Origin of the sequence: Actinomadura sp. NPDC048021, assembly GCF_040653135.1 — a bacterium.
GTDB lineage: Bacteria > Actinomycetota > Actinomycetes > Streptosporangiales > Streptosporangiaceae > Spirillospora > Spirillospora verrucosospora.
The window spans coordinates 127,690-148,703 of sequence record NZ_JBEZJQ010000020.1 but is presented as its reverse complement, the minus strand read 5'-3'; the positions used below and the strand labels follow the sequence as shown (position 1 = coordinate 148,703).

Here is a 21,014-nt window from a genome sequence, read left to right as displayed (position 1 = left end):
GGGGTCAGCGGGACGTCCGGCCGGCGGGACGGGGCCGGGGCGCGGTGCGTGCGCGGCGACATCGGGTCATGTCCCGTCCCTCCCTTCCAACGCCGGGGCCCGTCCTCGCAGGGCCCGTGCGGGTGCCGTGCGATCAGACTGCCCTGCGCGGGGAGGCGCCGCAACGGGTTTTCCGCCCGGCGGGTTTCCACTGAGCGGAACGATGATGTCCGGCGTGCGCCGCGCCTGGCGAGGGTGGGAGTTTCTGTGCGGGCCCCCTTTGCGAGGAGGAACGATGACGTTGCTCGACCCTGGTGCGTGGACCGGGAAGATCTTCGACGGCGGCTGGGCGGCGGCCGGGGACGGCGGCGTGTTCGAGGTGACCGAGCCCGCGACCGGCGGGACGCTCGGCACCCTGGGCGAGGCCCGCGCGGCGGACGCGGGACGCGCGGCGCGGGCCGCGGCGGCCGCGCAGCGCGACTGGGCGGCCCGCACCTACGAGGAGCGCGCCGCGGTGCTGCGCGCGGCGGGCCGGTTGTTCGAGGAGCACGCCGCCGAGATCGGCGACTGGATCGTGCGGGAGGCCGGGTCGATCCCGCCGAAGGCGGAGCTGGAGACGCACTTCGCCGCGAGCCTGTGCTACGAGTCGGCGGCGCTGGCCTCGCACCCGCAGGGGCTGGTGCTGCCGTCGGCGCAGCCGCGGTGGAGCCTGGCGCGGCGCCGGCCCGCCGGGGTGGTGAGCGTGATCTCCCCGTTCAACTTCCCGCTGATCCTGGCGATGCGGTCGGTGGCGCCCGCGCTGGCGCTCGGCAACGCCGTGCTGCTCAAGCCGGACCCGCGCACCGCGGTGTGCGGCGGGGTCAGCATCGCGCGGATCTTCCAGGAGGCGGGGCTGCCGGAGGGGCTGCTGCACCTGCTGCCGGGCGGCCGCGAGGCCGGCGAGGCGGTGGTGGAGGCGCCGGAGGTGCGGGTGGTGTCCTTCACCGGCTCCACCGCCGCCGGACGCAGGATCGGCGAGGTGTGCGGGCGGCTCCTCAAGCGCGCCCACCTGGAACTCGGCGGCAACAACGCTTTGATCGTGCTGCCGGGCGCGCGGGTCGCCGACGCGGTGTCGGCGGGCGCGTGGGGCGCGTTCCTGCACCAGGGGCAGATCTGCATGACCTCCGGGCGGCACCTGGTGCACGAGAGCCTGCACGCCGAGTACGTGGCGGCGCTGGCCGACAAGGCCGACAAGCTCCCGGTCGGCGACCCGGCGGCCGGGCCCGTCGCGCTCGGCCCCATCATCGACGCCGGGCAGCTCGCCCACGTCGACGAACTGGTCAGGGCGACGGTCGCCGCCGGGGCGCGGCTCGCGGCGGGCGGCACCCACGAGGGCCTGTTCTACCGCCCGACCGTCCTGGACGAGGTGACGCCCGACATGCCCGCCTACGCGCAGGAGGTGTTCGGCCCGGTCGCGCCGGTGGTGCCGTTCTCCACGCCGCAGGAGGCGGTGGAGCTGGCGTCGGCCACCGAGTACGGGCTGTCGCTGGGCATCCTCGGCGACGTCGGGCAGGCCATGAAGATCGCCGACGCGATCCCGGCGGGGCTCGTCCACATCAACGACCAGACGGTCAATGACGAGCCGGTCGTGCCGTTCGGCGGGGTGGGGGCCTCGGGCAACGGCTCGCGGTTCGGCGGCCCGGACGCCAACATCGAGGCGTTCACCGAGACGCAGTGGGTCACGGTCCGCGGCGAGATCGCCACCTACCCCTTCTGACCTTCCCCGGCCCCCTGCGAGCGTCCGCCCGCCGCACCCTGCGGCGCAGGCCCTGCGGCGCAGGCCCTGCGGCGCAGGCCCTGCGGGTCTCCCCGCGGGTCGTAGGCTCGGTGCCGAGGAGGGCTGATGGGGCGCGATCCGGAGTACCTGGCGTTCCTGCGGGCCCGCCTCGCCGCACCCGGCGGGACGGGCCGCACGGTCGGCGACGCACGCCGCGAGCACGCCGCCGACCTCGCCCGCTCCCCGCGCCCGCCCGTCGACACCGTGGCCGACCTGACGCTGCCCGGCCCCGCGGGCCCGATTTCCGCCCGGCTCTACCGGCCCGCGTGGGACGGCCCGGCGCCGGCGTTGGTGTACTTCCACGGCGGCGGGTGGGTGCTCGGCGACGTCGAGTCCTACGACCCCGTCGTGCGGGCACTGGCGGCGGCCAGCGGCGTCGCGTGGGTGTCGGCCGGGTACCGGCGCCCGCCCGAGGACCCGTTCCCGGCCGCGCTGGACGACGCCGTCGCCGCCGTCACCGGGGTCGCGGCGAACGCGGACCGCCTCGGCCTGGACCCCGCCCGGATCGGAGTGGCCGGGGACAGCGCGGGCGGCCAGCTCGCCGCCGCGGCCGCCGGCCTGCTGCGCGCCCCGGGACCGGCCCGGCCCGCGCTGCAGGTCCTGCTGTACCCGGCGCTGGACCTGCGCGAGGTCCCGCCGTCGCTGCCCGACCCCGACGGGCTGCGGTTCCCGCCCTCGGGCATCGGCCGCGCCCTGGACGCCTACCTGCGCGGCGCCGACCGCACCGATCCGCGCGTGTCGCCGCTGCTGGACCCCGACCCGTCGGGCCTGCCCCCGGCGGTGATCGCGACCGCCGAGCACGACCGGCTGCGCCCGCAGGCCGAGGCGCACGCGGCGCGGCTGCGGGAGGCCGGGGTGCCCGTGGTGCTCGTCCCCGGAACGGGCCTGGACCACGGCTTCCTCGGATGGGGGGCGTTCGCGCGCCGCCCCGCCGAGGCCGTCGCGCGGATCGGCGAGGCCGTGCGCCGCGCCCTCACCTGATGCGGCGCCCCGATCCGGCGGCCCCGGTGGTGCGGTGGTGCCGGTGGTGCGGTCCGGCCGGGCCGCCGTCACCGGCGACAGATCCGGATTACGGACGTGCTGGGCACGGCTCATCATCGACCTTAAAGACGCTTGCCGTGTCGTTTAACCTGCTGGGCGCGGGAAATCACTAACGCACGAACATTGGCCGGAACTCAGCCGACCGGCGAGGAGAGGCAAGTTGTACCGGACCCACGAGCTGCGCCGCGTCCGGACCGGGGAAACCGGGCTGGAGGAATGGGCCTGTCCCACGTGCGGCCGCCGCCTGCTGCTGCGGTGGCCGCCCCGCTACCACAAGACCATCGTCGAACCCGGTGACGAGCGCGCCTGCCACATCGGCAGATCCGACGACATCACCGAATCCGTGGCCGGCGACGCGGCCGGCGCACGCGACGCCGCGGGCGCGGGCGTCCTGAGCACGGCCGACACCTCCCGGTCCGACTGGCAGCGCCCCAACCAGCGGCGCTGGCTCCGCGAAACCGGCGTCGAAGCCTTGGAAAGCCACACCCGAGCCCACCTCAACCCCTCCGAACCCGTCTGACCCTGTCTGGTCCCGCGCGCCGACCCGTCACGAGCCCGCCCTGATCCGACGTGCGAGCCCGGTCCTCCCCGGGCCCTGGCCCGCCGCCAGGCCCGCCTCAGACCCCGGGCCCCCGCGCCGCACCGCCCGTCACGACCGCGCCAGCTCAGCGCGCAGCCGGTCCAGGCCCATCGGCCCCAGATCCAGCGCCCGCCGGTGGAACGCCTTCAGATCGAAGCCCGCGCCCTCCCGGCGCCGCGCCGCCTCCCGCGCCTCCAGCCAGACCTTCTCCCCCAGCTTGTAGGCGATCGCCTGCCCCGGACGCCCCAGATACCGGTCGATCTCGAACGCCACCGCCGCATCGGGATCGGGCCCCATGCGCCCCCGCAGGAACTCGAAACCCAGCTCCGGCGTCCACCGCTCCCCCTCGTGGAACCCCGCCCCCGCCGGAATCGGCAGCTCCAGATGCAACCCGATGTCCAGCACCACCCGCGCCGCCCGGAACCGCTGCCCGCCCGCCAGCATCCCCAGCCGGTGCGCCGGATCCCGGTAGTGGCCCAGCTCGTCCATCAGCCGCTCCGCGTACAGCCCCCACCCCTCGCAGTGCCCCGGATGCAGCTCGCTCGACACCCGCTGGAACCGGTTCAACCCCCGGTTCAGCGTCGTCACCCCCAGCTGCAGATGGTGACCCGGCACCCCCTCGTGGAACATCGTCGTCGGCACCGTCCAGGTCACGATGTCGGCCGACGGGTCCCGCACCGTCCACCACACCGTCCCCGGACGCGACAGGTCCTCCGCCGGCGCCAGGTAGTAGACCCCCGCCTCCACCGGCGGGATCCGGCACTCGATCCGCCGCAGCGGCCCCGGAATGTCGAAGTGCACCCCGTCCAGATCGGCGATCGCCCGGTCGGCCAGCTCCTGGATCCACCCCCGGAACGCATCCGCGCCCCCCACCCGGTGCGCCGGATCGGCGTCCAGCGCCGCCATCACCGCCGGCAGCGGCTCACCCGGCAGGATCTCCCGCGCCGCCCCCGCCATCTCCGACTCGACCCTCGCCAGCTCCTCCCAGCCCCACGCGTACGTCTCCGCCAGATCCAGGTCCGTCCCGAGAAAGTCCCGCACCCCCAGCCGGTACCGGTCGGCGCCCAGCGCGTCCCGCTCCGGCGCCCGCGCCGCCAGCTCCCCCGACAGGAACGACGCGAAATCCCCCAGCGCCGCCGACGCCCCCACCGACGCCTCCTCCAAAGCCCCCCGCAGCGGCCCGTCCCCGTACCGCGCCGCCAGACCCGCCAGATACGCCGGAGTGCCCGCGCACTCGCGGGCACTGCGCAGCACCTGCCGCCGCGCCGCCACCCGGCCCTGCCCGCACGCCCGCACCAACGACGCCCGCAGCCCGGCCAGGGCCCCCGGCAGCGCCGCCATCCGCGCGCGGACGGCCTCCCAGTCGGTGTCCGCCCCCTGGTCCAGCAGCTCCAGCGCCATCCGCAGCCGCTGGACGGGCCCGTCGGTGGTGTCCAGGAACTGCTCCCGCACCCCCGCCTCGTCGAGCGCCGCCTCGACCTCCAGCCGCTCCCGCAGCACCGCCGCCGCGATCCGCTCCGCCTCGCCTCGCACCGGCACGCGGCCCAGCTCCGCCAGCGTCCGCCGCGTCAGCTCCGCACGCGCCTCCACCCCGTCCGGCCCGTAGTCGGTCAGCCGGTCGTCCTGCCCGGCGATCCCCATCATCGCCGCCAGGCACGGGTCCAGCGCGGCGAACTCGTCCACAAAGCGGTCGGCGAGGCCATCCAGTGAGGTCACCGCCCCAGGCTACGACGCCCGCCCCCAAAAGTGATCATGAGAAAGTGCCAAACCGGCCGCCCCCGCCAGAGCAACCGCCCGGCACTCACCGAGGCACCACCGCGACGGCACCGCCAGGCCCCTCAGCGCGCCTCGGCCGCCAACCGCACACCCAGCCCCACCAGCACCACACCCGACACCTGGTCCAGCCGCCGCCGCACCACCGGACGCCCCAGCACCCGCCGCGCCGACCCCACCAGCCACACCACCGCCGTGTACCAGACCAGGTCGATCAGCGCCCACAGCACCGAGAACCCCACCAGCACCGCCGCGACCGGCCACCCCTCCGGCACGAACTGCGGCAGGAACGACACCGCGAACACCCCCGCCTTCGGATTCGCGAAGTTCGTCACCAGCCCCAGCCGGTAGGACCGCCACCCCGAAGCCCCGGCCCCCGCACCGCCACCGCCCCGCTCATCGCGCAGATCCTCCCCCGCGGCCGGACCGCCGCGGCGCGCACCCCACAGCGCCCGCACCCCGAACCACACCAGCACCACCGCACCGGCGACCCGCAACCCCTCATACGCCAGCCGCGACGCCGCCAGCAGCGCCGACAGCCCCACCGCCGCCGCCACCCCCCACAGCAGCACGCCCGTCTCGTTGCCCAGCACCGCCCACAGCCCCGCGCGCCGCCCCGACCGCAGCGACTGCCGCATGATCACCACCGTGCTCGGCCCCGGCACCAACGCGATCAGAACGGCCGCGCCCGCGAACGCGAGCAGACTCTCCAGCATCCCCCCATGCTGTCCGCCCGGCGCACCACCACGCAACGCTCTATTCCCCGCATGGGCGGCCTTCTCCGCACAGGCGAGCAGACCGCCCCAAACCCCCTACAGGGGAGCGCCGTCCCCACCACCCGAACCCGACGACGGCGAAGGCGAAGGCGACGACGGACCCGGCGAACTCGGCGGCACCGACGGCGACGGAGCCGGCGTCGTCGGCACCGGAGACCGCTCCGGCGCCCGAATCGACGGCGTCGGCTCCGGCGGCGGAGGCGGCGGCTCCTTCGCCACCGGCTGACACGCGAACAACACACCCATCAACAACGCCAGCACCAGCAACGCCGCCGCCAAACCCACCACGGCCGCCACCAGACTCCGCTCCGGCCCCCGCTCCCCCACCGGAACCGGACCCCCGCCCGGCACCGGCCGAGGCCCCTCCAACGCCGGCTCGCCCTGCCCCAGCCAATACGGCTGGAACTGCGGACCACGCCGACGCCCGCCCCACCACCCGCGCGCCGACCCCTGGAACGCCACCGGCTCCAAGAACCGCTCCGCCCCCACACGATCCGCCTCATACGACGTCGCCACCCACGGCGCCGGCCCGTCCGGCTGCGCCGCCACCACCGGCGCACCCTCACCCGGACCAGCGCCCCCCGGACCCCGCCCCGGACCCGGCACCGCCGCGTTGATCGCCGCACGGAACCGGTCCCGCGCCGCCGCATCACCCGCCGCACCCCGGTTCAGCACCGCCACACTCGCCCGGCGCCCCTCGCCGTCCACCCCCAGGAACACGATCCCGGCAGCGGACTCCGACAGACGCGCCGACAGACGGAACGGCCCCAACTGAGCGGGATCACCCGGCGGCAACGGCCTCGACATGGCCGCAACACTAACAACCACGCCCTACGATCGGCCCCGGAACACCCCCCGCCCGCACCCCCGAACCGATCATCCCCCGCACGCACGTATCCCCCGCCAACGGGTACAAGTGATCGCGTAGGGTCGTAAGGCACCCCATCCCGACGCACGAGGACAGGGCACACGACGGACAAGTGAGGGACACCCACATGACCATCGCCGCCACCGACGTCGACGAGGCCGCAGTCCTCCTGCAGTACACCCTCGCCGAAGTCAAGAAGGTCATCGTCGGCCAGGAGCACATGGTCGAACGCATGATCGTCGCGCTTCTCGCCCGCGGCCACTGCCTCCTGGAAGGCGTCCCCGGCGTCGCCAAGACCCTCGCCGTCGGCACCCTCGCCCGCGTCGTCGGCGGCACCTTCGCCCGCCTCCAGTTCACCCCCGACCTCGTCCCCTCCGACATCGTCGGCACCCGCATCTACCACCCCTCCACCGAGCAGTTCGACGTCGAGCTCGGCCCCGTCTTCGTCAACTTCGTCCTCGCCGACGAGATCAACCGCGCCCCCGCCAAGGTCCAGTCGGCCCTCCTGGAGGTCATGGCCGAACGCCAGGTCTCCCTCGGCGGCAACACCTACCCCCTCCCCCGCCCCTTCCTCGTCCTCGCCACCCAGAACCCCATCGAGTCCGAAGGCGTCTACCCCCTCCCCGAAGCACAACGCGACCGCTTCCTCATGAAGGTCGACGTCCACCACCCCGCCGCCCACGAGGAACTCCAGATCCTCCAGCGCATGAGCGTCGACCCCCCCGAAGCCGCCCAGATCCTCGACACCGACCGCCTCGCCGGCCTCCAGCGCGCCGTCCAGGAGATCTCGGTCCACGAACTCATCGCCGACTACATCGTCCGGCTCGTCATGGCCACCCGCGAACCCGACCAGTACCGCCTCCCCGACCTGCGCGGCGTCATCGACATCGGCGCCAGCCCCCGCGCCACCCTCGGCCTCGCCTCCGCCGCCCGCGCCCTCGCCCTCCTGGCCGGCCGCGACTACGTCCTGCCCGACGACGTCCGCGCCGTCGCCCGCGACGTCATGGCCCACCGCATCGTCCTCACCTTCGACGCCCTCGCCGACGGCATCGACACCGCCGACGTCGTCGACCAGATCCTCGCCGCCGTCCCCCCACCCCGCGTCGTCTGGAACCACGGCGCGGCGGCGGTGACCACCGCATGACCCCCCGGCGCCGGCGCAGCGGCAAACTCGCCCACCTCGCCCCCGAACGCACCCTGCGCCGACTCGAACTCCAGGTCACCCGCCGCCTCGACGGCCTCCTCAACGGCGAACACCTCGGCCTGCTCCCCGGCCCCGGCACCGAACTCGCCGAAGCCCGCCTCTACCAGCCCGGCGAGGACGACGTCCGCCACATGGACTGGGCCGTCACCGCCCGCACCACCACCCCCCACGTCCGCGACCTCATCGCCGACCACGAACTCGAAGCCTGGGCCCTGGTCGACCTCACCCCCAGCATGGACTTCGGCACCGGCACCATGATCAAACGCGACCTCGCCGTCGCCGCCCTCGCCGCCGTCGGCTTCCTCACCGTCCGCCTCGGCGACCGCGTCGGCGCCTACCTCCTCCACGACGACGGCATGCGCCGCTGGCCCGCCCGCACCGGCAAGGCCGCCCTGTACGCCCTCCTCCAGACCGCCCTCGACGCCCAGTCCGCCGACGACCGCACCGGACCGCGCACCGGCGCCACCGCCCCGCCCCGCGACCTCGCCGCCGCCGTCGCCGCCCTCGACCGCGGCCAGACCCGCCGCGGCCTGCGCGTCGTCATCTCCGACTTCCTCGCCCCCGACGGCGTCGAGACCCCCGACGGCCCCCACGGCCAGCCCGCCTGGGAACGCCCCCTGCGCCGCCTCACCACCCGCCACCAGGTCCTCGCCATCGAGATCATCGACCCCCGCGAACTCGACCTGCCCGACGTCGGCCTCGTGGAGATGACCGACCCCGAGACCGGCACCGTCCACGAGATCGTCCTCAGCCGCCGCGTCCGCGAACGCTACGCCGCCGCGGCCGCCGCCCAGCGCGACCGCACCCGCGCCGCCCTCCGCCGCTGCGGCGCCCACCACCTCGTCCTGCGCACCGACCGCGACTGGATCGCCGACGTCGCCCGTTTCGCCCTCCGCCAGCGCCGCGCCGCAGGCCGGCCCGTCACCACCGCGGGAGTGCGCCCATGACCTTCCTGTCACCCGAACGCCTCTGGCTCCTCGGCCTCCTGCCGCTCCTGGCCGCCGCCTACCTGCTCCTGCAACTGCGCCGCCGCCAGTACGCCGTCCGGTTCACCAACCTCGCGCTGCTGTCCCAGGTCGCCCCCCGCCGCCCCGGCTGGCGCCGGCACGTCTCGGCCGTCCTGTTCCTCATCATGATCGCCTTCATGATGTTCGGGTTCGCGCGCCCCGCCACCGCTGTCAAGGTCCCCCGCGACCGCGCCACCATCGTGGTCGCCGTCGACGTGTCGCTGTCCATGATGGCCAGGGACGTCTCCCCCAGCCGCCTCGACGCCGCCAAGGCCGCCGCCAAGCGCTTCATCGGCGACCTGCCCCGCCGCTTCAACGTCGGCGTCGTCGCCTTCGCCGGCAACGCCAACCTCATCGCCGCCCCGACCGCCGACCGCGACGCCGCCATCGCCTCCCTCGACCAGCTCGTCCTGGCCAAGCGCACCGCCATCGGCGAGGCGGTGTTCACCTCCCTGCAGGCCGTCCGGTCCTTCGACGCCCAGGCCCGCCAGGACCCGCCGCCCGCCCACATCGTCCTGCTGTCCGACGGCGACAACACCACCGGACGGTCGGTGCAGGAGGCCGTCGACGCCAGCCGCCTCGCCCACGTCCCGGTCTCCACCATCGCCTTCGGCACCCCCTACGGCACCGTCGACATCGAAGGCGAGACCACCAGCGTCTCGGTCAACAAGGAGACCCTCAAGAGCCTCGCGGAGAGCACCGAGGGCAAGGCCTACGAGGCGGCCGACGCCGACCAGCTCCGCGAGGTGTACGCCAACATCGGCAGCTCCCTCGGCTTCAGGACCGAGCACCGCGACGTCGCCGCCCGCTACATCGGCATCGCGCTGCTGTTCGCCTTCGCCGCCGGCGGCGTGTCGCTCGCCTGGTTCTCCCGCCTCCCCTGACCGCGCGCACGGCACGGGCGGCCCCCGAACGCTGATACGGTCGGCCGACGTGGGGGAACACTACTTCGCGGAACGGCCGGGCGCCGCCGCCCGTCGCCGCACCGTCGACCTCGTCCTGCCGGACCTGCACCTGCGGCTCGACACCGACAGCGGCATGTTCTCCCCCGACCGCATCGACCCCGGCACCCGCGTGCTGCTGGAGACCGTCCCCCCGCCCCCGGCGGTCGGCGACCTGCTCGACCTCGGCTGCGGATACGGTCCGATCGCCATCACCATGGCCAAGCGCTCGCCTCAGGCGAGTGTTTTGGGGGTGGATGTGAACCAGAGAGCGCTGGCCATGGCAGAGAGCAATGCCGAAACCGCCGGCCTTGACAATGTAAGGTTCACTCTGGCGGACGACGCCGACCCCGAGCAGCGGTTCGCGGCGATCTGGTCCAACCCCCCGATCCGCATCGGCAAGGCCGCCCTGCACGACCTCCTCCTCACCTGGCTCCCCCGCCTCGCCCCCGGCGGCCTCGCCCACCTCGTCGTCCAGAAGCACCTCGGCTCCGACTCCCTCCAGAAGTGGCTCGCCGCCCAGGGCTTCCCCACCGAGCGGATCGCCTCCCGGTCCGCCTACCGCGTCCTGCGCGTCGCCCCCCGCACGGAAGGCCACACCCGATGAGCACCCCCGACCCCGCGCAGGGACGCCGCCAGCTGCGCCCCACCGACGTCAAGCGGCTCAACCGCGACTGGCGCCGCCGCACCGGCGCCCGCGTCGACCTGCTCGTCGAATCGGTCACCCAGCCGTTCAACATGGGCTCGATCATCCGCAGCGCCGCCGTGTTCGGCGTCGAGCGCCTCTGGCTCGCCGGCAACGCCACGCCCCCCACCCACCGCAACGTCGCCAAGACCGCCCTCGGCACCGAGCGCCTCGTGTCCTGGGAGCACGCCGGCACCGCCGCCGAGGCCGCCGCCGCCGTCCGCAAGGAGGGCCTCCGCCTCGTCGCGGTGGAGCTGACGGCCGACGCCGTGCCCCTGCACGAGGCGCCCCTCGACGGAGACCTGTGCCTCGCCATCGGCAGCGAGGACCACGGCTGCTCCCCCGCCCTCCTCAGCGCCGCCGACGCCGTCACCTACATCCCGCAGATCGGACGCGTCGGCTCCCTCAACGTCGCCATCGCCACCGCCATCGCCCTCGCGGAAGCCCGCCGCCGCGAATGGAGCGCGTGACCCGAAGGCGTCCGGGAGCGCGCGGCGCGCTCGGCGCACCGCCGAAGCGCCCCCTCGTCACGCACTGATCATCGCGTTCCACCGCCGCGGCGCGGCCGGCGGGATTTCGCTTCGCCCGGGTGCGCGTTACGATCAGGCCATGCAGTTCCTCCTCCACGGGTGAACGCCCCGCCGCCGCTCCTGCGGTGGCGGCTTCCGGCGCCCCCGTAACCCCCCTCCTAGGAACTGCTTCGTGACCTCGTCCTACGCGGCCGTGCTGCGCACGCCCCACGCCTCCCGCACCTTCGCGTTCGCGTTCCTGGCGCGCCTGTCCTACGGGACCGTCTTCCTGTCCCTCACGCTGGCGCTCACGGCGTCCACCGGCTCCTACGCCCAGGCAGGCGGCCTGCTGGCCCTGCTCGGCCTCACCACCTCCGCCGTCTCACCCGTCCGCGCCGCGCTCATCGACCGGCACGGACCGCGCCGCACCATGCTCCCGATGGCCGCCGCCTACGCCCTCGTCCTCGCCGCCTTCGCCGTGCTGACCTCGCGGCCGGGCGCCCCCGTTCCGCTCCTCACGGTCCTGGCCGTCGCCGCCGGCATCACCGCGCCCCCCGTCGGCGTGGTCATGCGGACGCTGTGGAGCGCCCTCCTGCCGGATGGACCGCTCCTACGGCGCGCCTACAGCCTCGACACAGTGTCGGAGGAGCTGGTCTTCGTGACCGGCCCGCTCCTGGCGGGACTGCTCGCCGCGGCCGCCGCCCCCTCCCTCGGAGTCGCCCTCGGGGCCCTCCTCATCGCCGCCGGAACCGCCGGGATGGCCGCCTCCCCGGCGGCGGCGCCGCGAACGGGGACGCACCGCCGCGCGGGCCGCGTCCGGGTGTTCCCCCTCGCGCCGGCCATCGCGGCCGCGGCCACCGGGGTCGTCCTCGGCTCGACCGGCCTGCTGGCCGTCGCGTTCACCCAGCGGCACCACCAGCCCGCCGCGGTCGCCTGGGTGGAGGCCGCGCTCGCCGCCGGCAGCACCCTCGGCGGCCTCGCCTACGGCGCGCTGAGCCGCTCGGCGCCCGGCCGGGCCAGGCTCGCGGCCCTCGCCTGCCCGCTCGGCCTCGGCCTCGCCGCCGCGGGACTCTCCCCGTCCGTCGCCGTCCTGGCCGCGGCCGCGTTCGCCGCCGGGCTGTTCGTCGGCCCGACGCTGACCACCGCCTACCTGATCGCCGACGCCGACGCGCCGCCCGGCGCCCGGACCCGCACCGTCGCCTGGGTGAACACCGCCGTGAACCTCGGCGTGGCCGGCGGCACCGCCGCCACGGGCGCGGCCCTGGACGCGCTGCCGCTCCCGGCCTGCTACGCCGTCGCCGCGGCCCCGGCCGTCCTGGTCCCCCTCGTCCTGCTCACATTGCCGAAACGGCAACACGGTTCGCCTCCGGGCGGGGTCACCGCGCACGATCGAAGCATGGACGACACCACCCACCAGCAGTACTGGGACTCCCGCTACGCCGAACACCACCACATGTGGAGCGGCGAGCCCAACGCCGTCCTCGTGCAGGAGGCCGCCGACCTGGAGCCCGGAACCGCCCTGGACCTCGGATGCGGCGAGGGCGCCGACGCCGTCTGGCTCGCGCGCCGAGGCTGGCGCGTCACCGCCGTCGACATCTCCGGTGTGGCGCTCGAACGCGCCGCCGGCCACGCCGAGGAGGCCGGCGTCGCCGACCGCGTCGACTGGCAGCGCCGCGATCTGGCCGTCTCGTTCCCCGAGGGCTCCTACGACCTGGTCTCGGCGCAGTTCCTGCACTCCCCCGCCGACATGCCGCGCGAGGAGGTCCTGCGGGCCGCCGCGGCCGCCGTCGCGCCCGGCGGGATCCTGCTCGTCGCCGGGCACGCCGGGCCCCCGCCGTGGGACCCCGACGCGCACCCGGGAGTGCACCTGCCCACGCCCGACGAGGTCTTCGAGTCGCTCGCCCTGCCGGAGGGCGACTGGGAGGTCCTGCGCAGCGACGAGCACGAGCGCGTCCAGACGGCGCCCGACGGACGCACCATGACCCGCACCGACAACGCCCTCAAGCTGCGGCGCCGGGCGCGGTGACCCGCGCGGCCGCCGCCGTCACCGGGAGGTCCGCTCCATCAGCGCGGTGAACTCCTCCAGGGAGATCTTGCCGTCCCGGTTGGCGTCGGCGGCCACGACCACCTCGACGACGCGGGTCTCGTCGGCGTCCTGCCCGAGCCGGGTCATCAGGTTCTTCAGCTCCGCCGTCGAGATGTAGCCGTCGCCGTCCACGTCCACCAGCTCGAAGGTCGCCCGGTAGTCGTTCACGTCCGCCATGCTCGTGCTCCCTCGCTGATCGATTGCGGCGCCGACGCTAGCAGTCCTGACCCCGCCCCCGCCCTTTACGTAGTAAGGTCAAATCGGGCGGCACGGTCGGCCATAATCGGACGGGTGCGGCGCTCGTACGAATTCCTCGACCATCCCGGCCCGATCCCCTTCGCCCACCGAGGCGGCGCGGCCGGACGCCCGGAGAACTCGATGGCCGCGTTCCAGCGCGCCACCGACCTCGGCTACCGCTACCTGGAGACCGACGCCCACGCCACCGCCGACGGCGTCGTGGTCGCCTTCCACGACCGCACCCTCGACCGGGTCACCGACCGCACCGGCACCATCGCCCGGCTCCCCTACGCCGAGGTCGCCAAGGCCCGCATCGGCGGCACCGAGCCCATCCCCCGCCTCGAGGACGTCCTCGGCTCCTTCCCCGAGGCGCGCGTCAACATCGACCTGAAGGACGCCCCCGTCATCGGGCCGCTCGCCGAGACGCTCCGCCGCACCGGCGCGTGGAACCGCGTGTGCATCACGTCGTTCTCCACCCGCCGGCTGGCGCAGATGCGCGCCCGGCTCCCCGAGTTCACCGACCGCGAGGTGTGCATGGCGCTCGACCCCCGCGGCCTGATGGCGCTGCGCGCCAAGTCCATCGGGGGCCCCACCGCCAAGCTCGTCCGCCTCGCCGCCACCGGCGTCGCCTGCGCCCAGGTGCCCTACGGCCTCGGCCCCGTCCCCTTCGTCACCGAGGCGTTCGTCGACCACGCCCACCGGCTCGGGCTGCAGGTCCACGCCTGGACGGTCAACGACGCCGCCACCATGAAGCGCCTCCTGGACCTCGGCATCGACGGCATCATGACCGACGAGCTGGTCACCCTCCGCGACGTGATGGCCGCGCGCGGCCTATGGCCGCAGGAGAACCCGCCGCCCGCCCCGTCCTGACCCGTGCTCACCCCGCGACGCGGTCCAGGTCGGCGCGCAGCCGCGCGACACCCGTGAAGTGCACGGCGCGGATCCCGAGCATCCTGGCCGCCCGCACGTTCTCCTCGCGGTCGTCCACGAACACGACCTCGCCCGGGGCCGCGCCGAGCCGGCCGGTCAGCTCGTGGAAGATCTCCGGCGCGGGCTTGGCCAGCCCCAGGTCGGCGCTGTACAGCCGGTGCCGGAACAGCGACGCCCAGGGCCGCCCGTCCACCATGCGGGCCAGCTCGACGGGCGCGTTCGACAGCAGGGCGAGCGGCGTGCCGCGCCCGGCCAGCTCCCTCAGCAGGGCGACGGTGTCCTCGTTGACGTGCGCCCACGTGCGGACGTCCAGGGCCACCAGCACGTGGACCAGGTCGTCGTCCAGCGGCACGTCCAGCTCACCGCACACCTCCCGCCAGAACTCCTCGGCGGTCACGGCGCCCAGGTCGTAGGGCTGCCGGTGCGCCCAGTACACCGGCCAGAACCGCGCGGGCGGCGCCGCCACCGTCTCGGGCAGCAGCGCCCCGGCGCCCACGGGCGGGGACGCGCTGATCACACCGGCGTAGTCGAAGACGATCCATGGCATGGCGGCTCCTCAGGTCTCGATTGACTATCTAACACCCAATCTGATTGATTGAACACATGGAAAGTTCGAAACGGGTGGACATGCTCATCGAGCGGTTGCGGACCACCGAGCGCGTGAGCGTGACGGACCTGGCCGACGAGACCGGCGCGTCGGAGATGACCATCCGGCGCGACCTCGACGTGCTCGCCGAGCGGGGCGTGCTGCGCCGGGTGCGGGGCGGCGCGGTGAGCCTGCTGCTGCGCGGCGAGGCGATGCCCTTCGCCGTGCGCGAGCACGAGGCGGCCGAGACCAAGCGGCGGATCGCCGCCGAGGTCGACGGGCTCCTCGCCGACGGCGAGGCCGTCGTCCTGGACGCCGGGACCACCGCCCTGACCGTCGCCCGCACGATCGCCGGGCGGCGGCTCACCGTCGTCCCCCTGGACCTGCACGCCGCCAACGCCCTCAGCGGGGCCGCGCAGATCCGGCTGCTGGTCCCGGGCGGGCGGACCACGCCCGGGGCGCTGGCCTTCACCGGGCCCCTCGCCGAGGCCTCGCTCGCCGCGCTGCGCGTGGACACCGCCGTCCTCGGCGTGTGCGGGCTGTCGGCCGAGCACGGGCTGACGGCGCACGACCTGGACGAGGTCCCGGTCAAGCGCGCGGCGATCGCGGCGGCCCGCCGCACGGTCGCGGTCTGCGACGGTTCCAAGTTCGGGCGCAGCGGCCTCGGCCTCGTCTGCCCGGCCACCGCCCTCGACATGGTGATCACCGACCGGTCCGCCCCCGGCCCCGCCGTCGCACGGCTGCGGGACGCCGGCGTGGAGGTCAGGCTCGTATGACCGGCGCCGCCGCCGGGACGGGCGGTTCACTGCGGGCGGCCCGGCTCGCCACCTTCGCCTACTTCACCCTCGCCGGTTTCCTGCTGGGAATGTGGATCGTCCATATCCCGCCCATCGAGCACCGGACGGGGATCGACCACGCGGTGCTCGGACGGGTCCTGCTGCTGCTCGGCGCGGGCGCGGTCGCCGGGATGCGGGTCGCGGGCCCCCTCGCCGACCGCGCCGGCGCCCGCAGGGTGGTGCCGCTCAGCGCCGCGGCGGCCGGCGCCGCGCTGGTCCTGCCGGGCCTGGCGACCGGCGCCTGGGCCCTCGGCGCGGCGCTGCTGCTCCTCGGCGCCGCCCACGGAGCGCTGGACGTCGCCATGAACGCCCACGCCGTCCAGGTCGAGCGCGGCTACGGAAGGCCCGTGATGGCCGCCTTCCACGCGGCCTTCTCTCTCGGGGGCGTCCTGGCCGCTCTGGCCGGCGCCCGGACGCTCACCTGGGGCTGGAGCCCGGCGGCGACCTTGGGCACGGTGGCGGTCCTGAGCACGGCCGTGGGCGCGGCGGCCGCTCCCGCGCTGCTGCGGTCCGGCGGAACGCCGGACACCGCCGCCCCGCCGGCGCGCCGCCGGACGCCCCGGCGCATCCGCGGGCTGGCCGTCCTCGCCTTCATGATCATGCTGTGCGAGGGGGTGGCCAACGACTGGAGCGTGCTCCACCTGCGCGATCTGGGTGCGTCGCCCGGCACCGCGGCGCTTGCGTTCGGGGCCTTCTCCGCCGCCATGACCGGCGGGCGCCTGCTGGCCGACCGGCTCGCCGCGCGCTTCGGCCCGGTGGCCGTGCTCCGCAACGGCACCGCCCTGGCCGCGGCCGGCCTGACGGTGGCGGCGCTGTCGCCCTGGGCCGCGCCTGCCCTGGCCGGCTGGGCGGTGCTCGGGGCGGGGCTGTCGGGGGCGGTCCCCCAGTTGTTCAGCGCGGCGGGCCACCACGACCGGGAGTCCTCGGGCGCCAACGTCTCCCGCGTGGCCGGGCTCGGCTACCTAGGGATGCTCGCGGGGCCGGCCGTCATCGGCCCGCTCACCCGCGTCGTGCCGCTCGGGCTCACGCTGTTCCTGCCGGTGGCGCTGTGCGCCGTCGCGGCCGCGGCGGCGGGGCTCGTGCGGCCCCGGGACGGCGCCGGTCTGCGCCCCGGTCGCGAGGCCGAGGTCAGGGCCTGAAGCCGGGCGGGCGGTACTCGGCCGCGATGCGCATCGGCGGCTGCGGCTGCTGCTGGGGCCGCTCGGCGGGCCGCGACGGCTGCCCCGGGGGGACGGTCCCGCCGACCTGCAGGTCGGCGCGCTGGGCGCGGACCGTCTCCAGGAGTTCCAGATCTTCTGGAGAGACCAGGGCGGCCATCACCCTGCCCCGCCGCGTGAGCTTGACGGGCTCGCCGGTGTAGGCGACCCGGTTCACCAGATCCGCGAACTGGGCGCGTGCTTCGGTCACCGGAACATCCACGTGATTCATCGTATAGCGAAACACCCCGCCCCCCTCTGGCCCTCTCGCGGGCACTGGAATACTGTCCGTACGTAGTGTACGAAACGTACAGATGATCAGGGAGGCGCGATGGACGGCGGACCGTGGCGACAGGACGGCCGGCAGCCGGCGGAGACGTTCACCGGCAGGTCGCGGGCACGCGTGGACGAGATGACGCGACCGGCGGACGCGCAGCTGTTCGAACGGCTGCTGGCCCAGCGGATCGTGTTCCTCGGCAGCGAGATCGACGACGGTCTGGCCAACCGGATCAACGCGCAACTGCTGCTGCTCGCGGCGCAGGACGCCCGGCGCGACATCACGATCTACATCAACTCCCCCGGCGGCGTCGTGGACGCCGGGATGGCGATCTACGACATGATGCAGTTCGTCCCGAACGACATATCCACGGTCGCGATGGGCATGGCCGCCTCCATGGGACAGACGCTGCTGTGCGCGGGGACCCGGGGCAAGCGGTACGCCCTGCGGCACGCGCGCGTGATGATGCACCAGCCGCACGGCGGCATCGGCGGCACGGCGTCCGACATCAGGATCCAGGCGGAGCAGTCGCTGTACCTCAAGCGGACCCTCGCGGAGCGGACGGCGTTCCACACCGGGCAGCCGCTGGAGCGGATCGAGGCCGACGGGGACCGCGACGCGTGGTTCACGGCCGAGCGGGCCCGCGACTACGGCTTCGTCGACCACGTCATCGACAGCACCGACCGGGTGGGCACATGACACGCGCGGAACGGCGCTCCCTCGTCCCCCAGTTCGAGGAGCGCACCGGCCAGGGCCGCAAGGAGACCGACCCCTACAGCAAGCTGTTCGAGGAGCGCATCGTGTTCCTCGGCGCGCCGGTGGACGACACCAGCGCGGGCGACGTCACGGCGCAGATGCTGGCGCTGGAGGGCATGGACCCCGACCGGCCCATCGCCCTCTACATCAACTCGCCGGGCGGGTCGATCACCGCGATGCTGGCGATCTGCGACACCATGCGCTACGTGCGGCCCGAGATCGAGACGACCTGCGTCGGGCAGGCCGGGTCGGCGGCGGCGATCCTGCTGGCGGCGGGCTCGCCGGGGCGCAGGCAGGCGCTGCCGAGCGCCCGGATCCTCCTGCACGAGCCGGAGATCGACGTGGCCGAGGGCGCCGCCACCGACCTGGCGATCCAGGCGCGGGAGGTGCTGCGGATGCGCGAGCAGACCGAGGCGATCCTGGCCGAGTCCACCGGGCACGACCCCGTGACCGTCCGCCGCGACCTGGACCGCGACCGCTACTTCAGCGCCGCCGAGGCCAAGGACTACGGGCTCATCGACGCGGTGCTCACGTCCCGTCACTAGCGCGCCAGCCGCGTGTTCCCCGCCGGCGGCCGGGGACGAGCGCAAACAGCAGGGTTGGATCACCCCGGGTGGGGGAATCTTGTCACGGTGTTCAGCGTTGGTCTGGGCAAGACCGCAAGCCGTCTGGGAGGCACGTGACGATGGCCGAGCGCGCACTTCGCGGCACCCGACTCGGAGCGACGAGCTACGAGAACGATCGCAACACCGATCTGGCCCCTCGCCAAGAGGTGGACTACACCTGCACCAAGGGCCACCGGTTCACCGTGACGCTCGCAGCCGAGGCCGAGGTGCCGATCACCTGGGAATGCCGCAGCTGCGGCGCCACGGCCCTGCGGGTCGACGGCGAGCTGCCCCAAGCCAAGAAGGGAAAGCCGCCGAGGACCCACTGGGACATGCTCATGGAGCGCCGCACGCTGGAAGACCTGGAGGAGGTCCTGGCCGAACGCCTGGAGATCCTGCGCGCGGGGCGCAGGAAGTCCGCGTGAGCGGCTGACAGTTCTCGACGCGAGGGCCCGTACCGGCGGGGGTGCGGGCCTTCGCCATGCCCGGCGGTCCTTCGCCCGCCGGGCCCTCGCCCCGCCGGGCCGGCGCGCCCGTCACCGCCCCGAGCGGGGCAGTACCAGGCCGCTCTCGTAGGCGGCGACGACCGCCTGGACGCGGTCGCGCAGCCCGAGCTTGCGCAGGATCCGGCTGACGTGGGTCTTGACCGTCTCCTCCCCCACGACCAGACGGGCGGCGATCTCGGCGTTGGACAGGCCCTCGGCGACCAGGCGCAGCACGTCGGTCTCGCGCGGGGTCAGCGCGTCCAGGGCCGGCCCCGCCGACGGCGGGCGCGGCCGCAGCCGCGCGAACTCCCCGATGAGGCGGCGGGTGACGGCCGGGGCCAGCAGCGCCTCCCCCGCGGCGACGACCCGGACGGCGTCGAACAGCCGCTCGGCCGTGACGTCCTTGAGCAGGAACCCGCTGGCGCCCGCGACGAGGGCGTCGTAGACGTGCTCGTCCAGGTCGAAGGTGGTCAGCATCAGGACCCGCGGCGCGTCGGGCTCGGCGGTGACGCGGCGCGTGGCCTCGATGCCGTCCATGACCGGCATCCGCACGTCCATCAGCACGACGTCGGGACGGTGGTCGCGGCACACCCGGACCGCGGCGGCGCCGTCGCCCGCCGTCGCCACGACCTCCAGATCGGGCTGGGTGCCCAGCAGGGCCCCGAAGCCGGCGCGGACGACCTCCTGGTCGTCGGCCACCGCGACGCGGACGCTCACGACTCCTCCCCCAGCGGCAGCGTGGCCTCCACCAGGAACCCGCCGGCGGGCCCGGGGCCGGTGCGCAGGTCGCCCCCGACGGCGGCGGCGCGCTCGCGCATGCCGAGCAGCCCGTGCCCGGCCGGGCCACCAAGGCCGGCGTCGGTGCCGGGGCCGGGGCCGTTGTCGCGGACGCTGACGCGCAGCGCGTCCGGGGCGTAGTCGAGCTCCACGTCGACGGCCGCGCCGGGCGCGTGCCTGCGCGCGTTGGTCAGGGCCTCCTGGACGATCCGGTAGGCGGCCAGCTCCAGCCCGGGGTCCAGGGCCGCGACGTGCCCGGCGACGATCAGGCGGACGCCCGCGGCGCCCGACTCGCGGGTCCCGTCGACCAGGTCGAGGAGCTCCTGCAGGCCCGGCTGGGGGCGGCGGGTCGGCTCGGCGCCGGCGTCCTCGCGCAGCACGCCGAGCAGCCGCCGCATCTCGGTGAGCGCGGTGCGGGCGGTGTCGCCGATGGCCAGCAGCCGATTCGCCCCCTCCTCCGGCATGCCGGGGACCGCGAGCCGGGCCGTCTCCGCCTGCACGGAGATCATCGAGATGTGGTGGGCGACGACGTCGTGCAGCTCCCGGGCGATGCGGGCCCGCTCACCGCGCGCGGTGTGCTCCAGCAGGGTGGTCTCGAACTCCCGCCGCGAGGCGTCGAGCGCGGCCGCCTCGGCGCGGCGCCGCAGGACGCGGCGGCGCGCCAGGACCGTCCAGACGGTGGCGAGGGCGGCGAGGGCCGCGACGGCCGGCCCGCGGTGCAGGACGCACGCCGCGGCGGCGGCCGCCGTGATCACCGCCGCGGCCGCCGCGCCCCGGTCGCGGACGGCCGCCAGCGGCAGCGTCGCGCACACGTCCACCAGCAGGACCAGCGCCAGGACGGCGCCCGAGCCGTGGGTACGGTAGACGGCCTCGGCGGCGGCGGCCGCGGTGAGGCAGCCGCCGGCCACCGGCCACCGCGCCCGCCCGGCGGTCTCGTCGCTGTCGCCCACGGACGCCATTGTGGCGCGGACGGCGCCGCGGCGGCGTCCCTCCCGCGGGGGACGCCCGCTCCCCCGGGCCGCGCCCGCCGGAACTGCTCCCTGGCGTGACGACCCGCGGCGGCG

General features: G+C 75.0%; 22 protein-coding genes. 15 read left to right on the top strand and 7 right to left on the bottom strand.

The window, feature by feature from the left end:
• Positions 1-274 precede the first annotated feature (274 nt).
• The 3 genes from AB0C87_RS29510 (at position 275) to AB0C87_RS29500 (ending at position 3,356) form a co-directional block, all read left to right on the top strand.
• Positions 275-1,735 carry an aldehyde dehydrogenase family protein gene (locus AB0C87_RS29510; RefSeq protein ID WP_353834965.1) on the top strand — a complete coding sequence of 487 codons (1,461 nt, stop codon included), beginning with the start codon at positions 275-277 and terminating at the stop codon, positions 1,733-1,735.
• Between the two features lie 126 nt (positions 1,736-1,861).
• Positions 1,862-2,776, top strand: coding sequence for an alpha/beta hydrolase (locus AB0C87_RS29505; protein ID WP_360580506.1), 915 nt, complete (start codon positions 1,862-1,864; stop codon positions 2,774-2,776).
• Positions 2,777-2,996: 220 nt separating this feature from the next.
• Positions 2,997-3,356, top strand: a complete 360-nt coding sequence (locus tag AB0C87_RS29500) for a hypothetical protein (protein WP_353834963.1) — start codon at positions 2,997-2,999, stop codon at positions 3,354-3,356.
• A 129-nt stretch (positions 3,357-3,485) separates the two neighbouring features.
• Here AB0C87_RS29500 and AB0C87_RS29495 read toward each other — a convergent pair whose 3' ends face one another.
• Both AB0C87_RS29495 and AB0C87_RS29490 read right to left on the bottom strand, forming a co-directional pair.
• Complete coding sequence (locus AB0C87_RS29495; RefSeq protein ID WP_345187022.1) at positions 3,486-5,132, bottom strand: DUF885 domain-containing protein; 1,647 nt, start codon at positions 5,130-5,132, stop codon at positions 3,486-3,488.
• 122 nt (positions 5,133-5,254) lie between these two features.
• Positions 5,255-5,905, bottom strand: coding sequence for a LysE family translocator (locus AB0C87_RS29490; protein WP_345187024.1), 651 nt, complete (start codon positions 5,903-5,905; stop codon positions 5,255-5,257).
• Positions 5,906-6,960: 1,055 nt separating this feature from the next.
• Here AB0C87_RS29490 and AB0C87_RS29485 point away from each other — a divergent pair.
• From AB0C87_RS29485 to AB0C87_RS29460, 6 genes are all read left to right on the top strand, one after another.
• On the top strand, positions 6,961-7,977 hold the full coding sequence (locus tag AB0C87_RS29485) for an AAA family ATPase (protein WP_345187026.1): 1,017 nt from the start codon (positions 6,961-6,963) through the stop codon (positions 7,975-7,977).
• The gene (locus AB0C87_RS29480; RefSeq protein ID WP_345187028.1) at positions 7,974-8,984 is read left to right on the top strand and encodes a DUF58 domain-containing protein; all 1,011 of its coding nucleotides are present in this window, start codon (positions 7,974-7,976) and stop codon (positions 8,982-8,984) included. The genes AB0C87_RS29485 and AB0C87_RS29480 overlap by 4 nt, the downstream gene beginning before the upstream one ends.
• Positions 8,981-9,928, top strand: coding sequence for a VWA domain-containing protein (locus AB0C87_RS29475; RefSeq protein WP_353834959.1), 948 nt, complete (start codon positions 8,981-8,983; stop codon positions 9,926-9,928). The genes AB0C87_RS29480 and AB0C87_RS29475 overlap by 4 nt, the downstream gene beginning before the upstream one ends.
• 49 nt (positions 9,929-9,977) lie before the next feature.
• A complete protein-coding gene (locus tag AB0C87_RS29470; RefSeq protein ID WP_353834958.1) occupies positions 9,978-10,592 on the top strand; it encodes a methyltransferase in 615 nt (204 codons plus the stop codon).
• The gene (locus AB0C87_RS29465; RefSeq protein ID WP_345187035.1) at positions 10,589-11,140 is read left to right on the top strand and encodes a TrmH family RNA methyltransferase; all 552 of its coding nucleotides are present in this window, start codon (positions 10,589-10,591) and stop codon (positions 11,138-11,140) included. The genes AB0C87_RS29470 and AB0C87_RS29465 overlap by 4 nt, the downstream gene beginning before the upstream one ends.
• A 232-nt stretch (positions 11,141-11,372) precedes the next feature.
• Positions 11,373-13,205, top strand: a complete 1,833-nt coding sequence (locus tag AB0C87_RS29460; RefSeq protein ID WP_360580503.1) for an MFS transporter — start codon at positions 11,373-11,375, stop codon at positions 13,203-13,205.
• A gap of 18 nt (positions 13,206-13,223) precedes the next feature.
• Here AB0C87_RS29460 and AB0C87_RS29455 read toward each other — a convergent pair whose 3' ends face one another.
• On the bottom strand, positions 13,224-13,442 hold the full coding sequence (locus tag AB0C87_RS29455; protein WP_345187040.1) for an EF-hand domain-containing protein: 219 nt from the start codon (positions 13,440-13,442) through the stop codon (positions 13,224-13,226).
• 114 nt (positions 13,443-13,556) lie between these two features.
• On the opposite strand from AB0C87_RS29455, the gene AB0C87_RS29450 reads away from it, so the two are divergent.
• A complete protein-coding gene (locus AB0C87_RS29450; protein ID WP_360580501.1) occupies positions 13,557-14,372 on the top strand; it encodes a glycerophosphodiester phosphodiesterase in 816 nt (271 codons plus the stop codon).
• A 7-nt stretch (positions 14,373-14,379) separates the two neighbouring features.
• Here the strand turns inward: AB0C87_RS29450 and AB0C87_RS29445 are convergent, their stop codons facing one another.
• Positions 14,380-14,979, bottom strand: coding sequence for an HAD family phosphatase (locus tag AB0C87_RS29445; RefSeq protein WP_345187047.1), 600 nt, complete (start codon positions 14,977-14,979; stop codon positions 14,380-14,382).
• Positions 14,980-15,035: 56 nt separating this feature from the next.
• On the opposite strand from AB0C87_RS29445, the gene AB0C87_RS29440 reads away from it, so the two are divergent.
• Positions 15,036-15,794 carry a DeoR/GlpR family DNA-binding transcription regulator gene (locus AB0C87_RS29440; RefSeq protein WP_345187050.1) on the top strand — a complete coding sequence of 253 codons (759 nt, stop codon included), beginning with the start codon at positions 15,036-15,038 and terminating at the stop codon, positions 15,792-15,794.
• Positions 15,791-16,993 carry an MFS transporter gene (locus AB0C87_RS29435; protein ID WP_345187052.1) on the top strand — a complete coding sequence of 401 codons (1,203 nt, stop codon included), beginning with the start codon at positions 15,791-15,793 and terminating at the stop codon, positions 16,991-16,993. The genes AB0C87_RS29440 and AB0C87_RS29435 overlap by 4 nt, the downstream gene beginning before the upstream one ends.
• Here AB0C87_RS29435 and AB0C87_RS29430 read toward each other — a convergent pair.
• Complete coding sequence (locus AB0C87_RS29430; protein ID WP_230298848.1) at positions 16,983-17,261, bottom strand: type II toxin-antitoxin system Phd/YefM family antitoxin; 279 nt, start codon at positions 17,259-17,261, stop codon at positions 16,983-16,985. The two genes, AB0C87_RS29435 and AB0C87_RS29430, sit on opposite strands and share 11 nt — an antisense overlap.
• Before the next feature lie 201 nt (positions 17,262-17,462).
• On the opposite strand from AB0C87_RS29430, the gene AB0C87_RS29425 reads away from it, so the two are divergent.
• The 3 genes from AB0C87_RS29425 to AB0C87_RS29415 all read left to right on the top strand — a co-directional run bounded on the left by AB0C87_RS29425 (position 17,463) and on the right by AB0C87_RS29415 (position 19,113).
• Positions 17,463-18,026, top strand: a complete 564-nt coding sequence (locus tag AB0C87_RS29425) for an ATP-dependent Clp protease proteolytic subunit (protein ID WP_353835886.1) — start codon at positions 17,463-17,465, stop codon at positions 18,024-18,026.
• On the top strand, positions 18,023-18,628 hold the full coding sequence (locus AB0C87_RS29420) for an ATP-dependent Clp protease proteolytic subunit (protein ID WP_360580498.1): 606 nt from the start codon (positions 18,023-18,025) through the stop codon (positions 18,626-18,628). The genes AB0C87_RS29425 and AB0C87_RS29420 overlap by 4 nt, the downstream gene beginning before the upstream one ends.
• Before the next feature lie 140 nt (positions 18,629-18,768).
• Positions 18,769-19,113 (top strand): RNA polymerase-binding protein RbpA, encoded by a 345-nt coding sequence (locus tag AB0C87_RS29415; protein ID WP_345187085.1) that lies wholly within the window; start codon positions 18,769-18,771, stop codon positions 19,111-19,113.
• 111 nt (positions 19,114-19,224) lie between these two features.
• On the opposite strand, the gene AB0C87_RS29410 is transcribed toward AB0C87_RS29415, so the two are convergent.
• Together AB0C87_RS29410 and AB0C87_RS29405 are read right to left on the bottom strand one after the other, a co-directional pair.
• Positions 19,225-19,890, bottom strand: coding sequence for a response regulator (locus tag AB0C87_RS29410; RefSeq protein WP_353835882.1), 666 nt, complete (start codon positions 19,888-19,890; stop codon positions 19,225-19,227).
• Positions 19,887-20,900, bottom strand: coding sequence for a sensor histidine kinase (locus AB0C87_RS29405; RefSeq protein ID WP_360580496.1), 1,014 nt, complete (start codon positions 20,898-20,900; stop codon positions 19,887-19,889). The genes AB0C87_RS29410 and AB0C87_RS29405 overlap by 4 nt, the downstream gene beginning before the upstream one ends.
• Between the last annotated feature and the right edge of the window lie 114 nt (positions 20,901-21,014).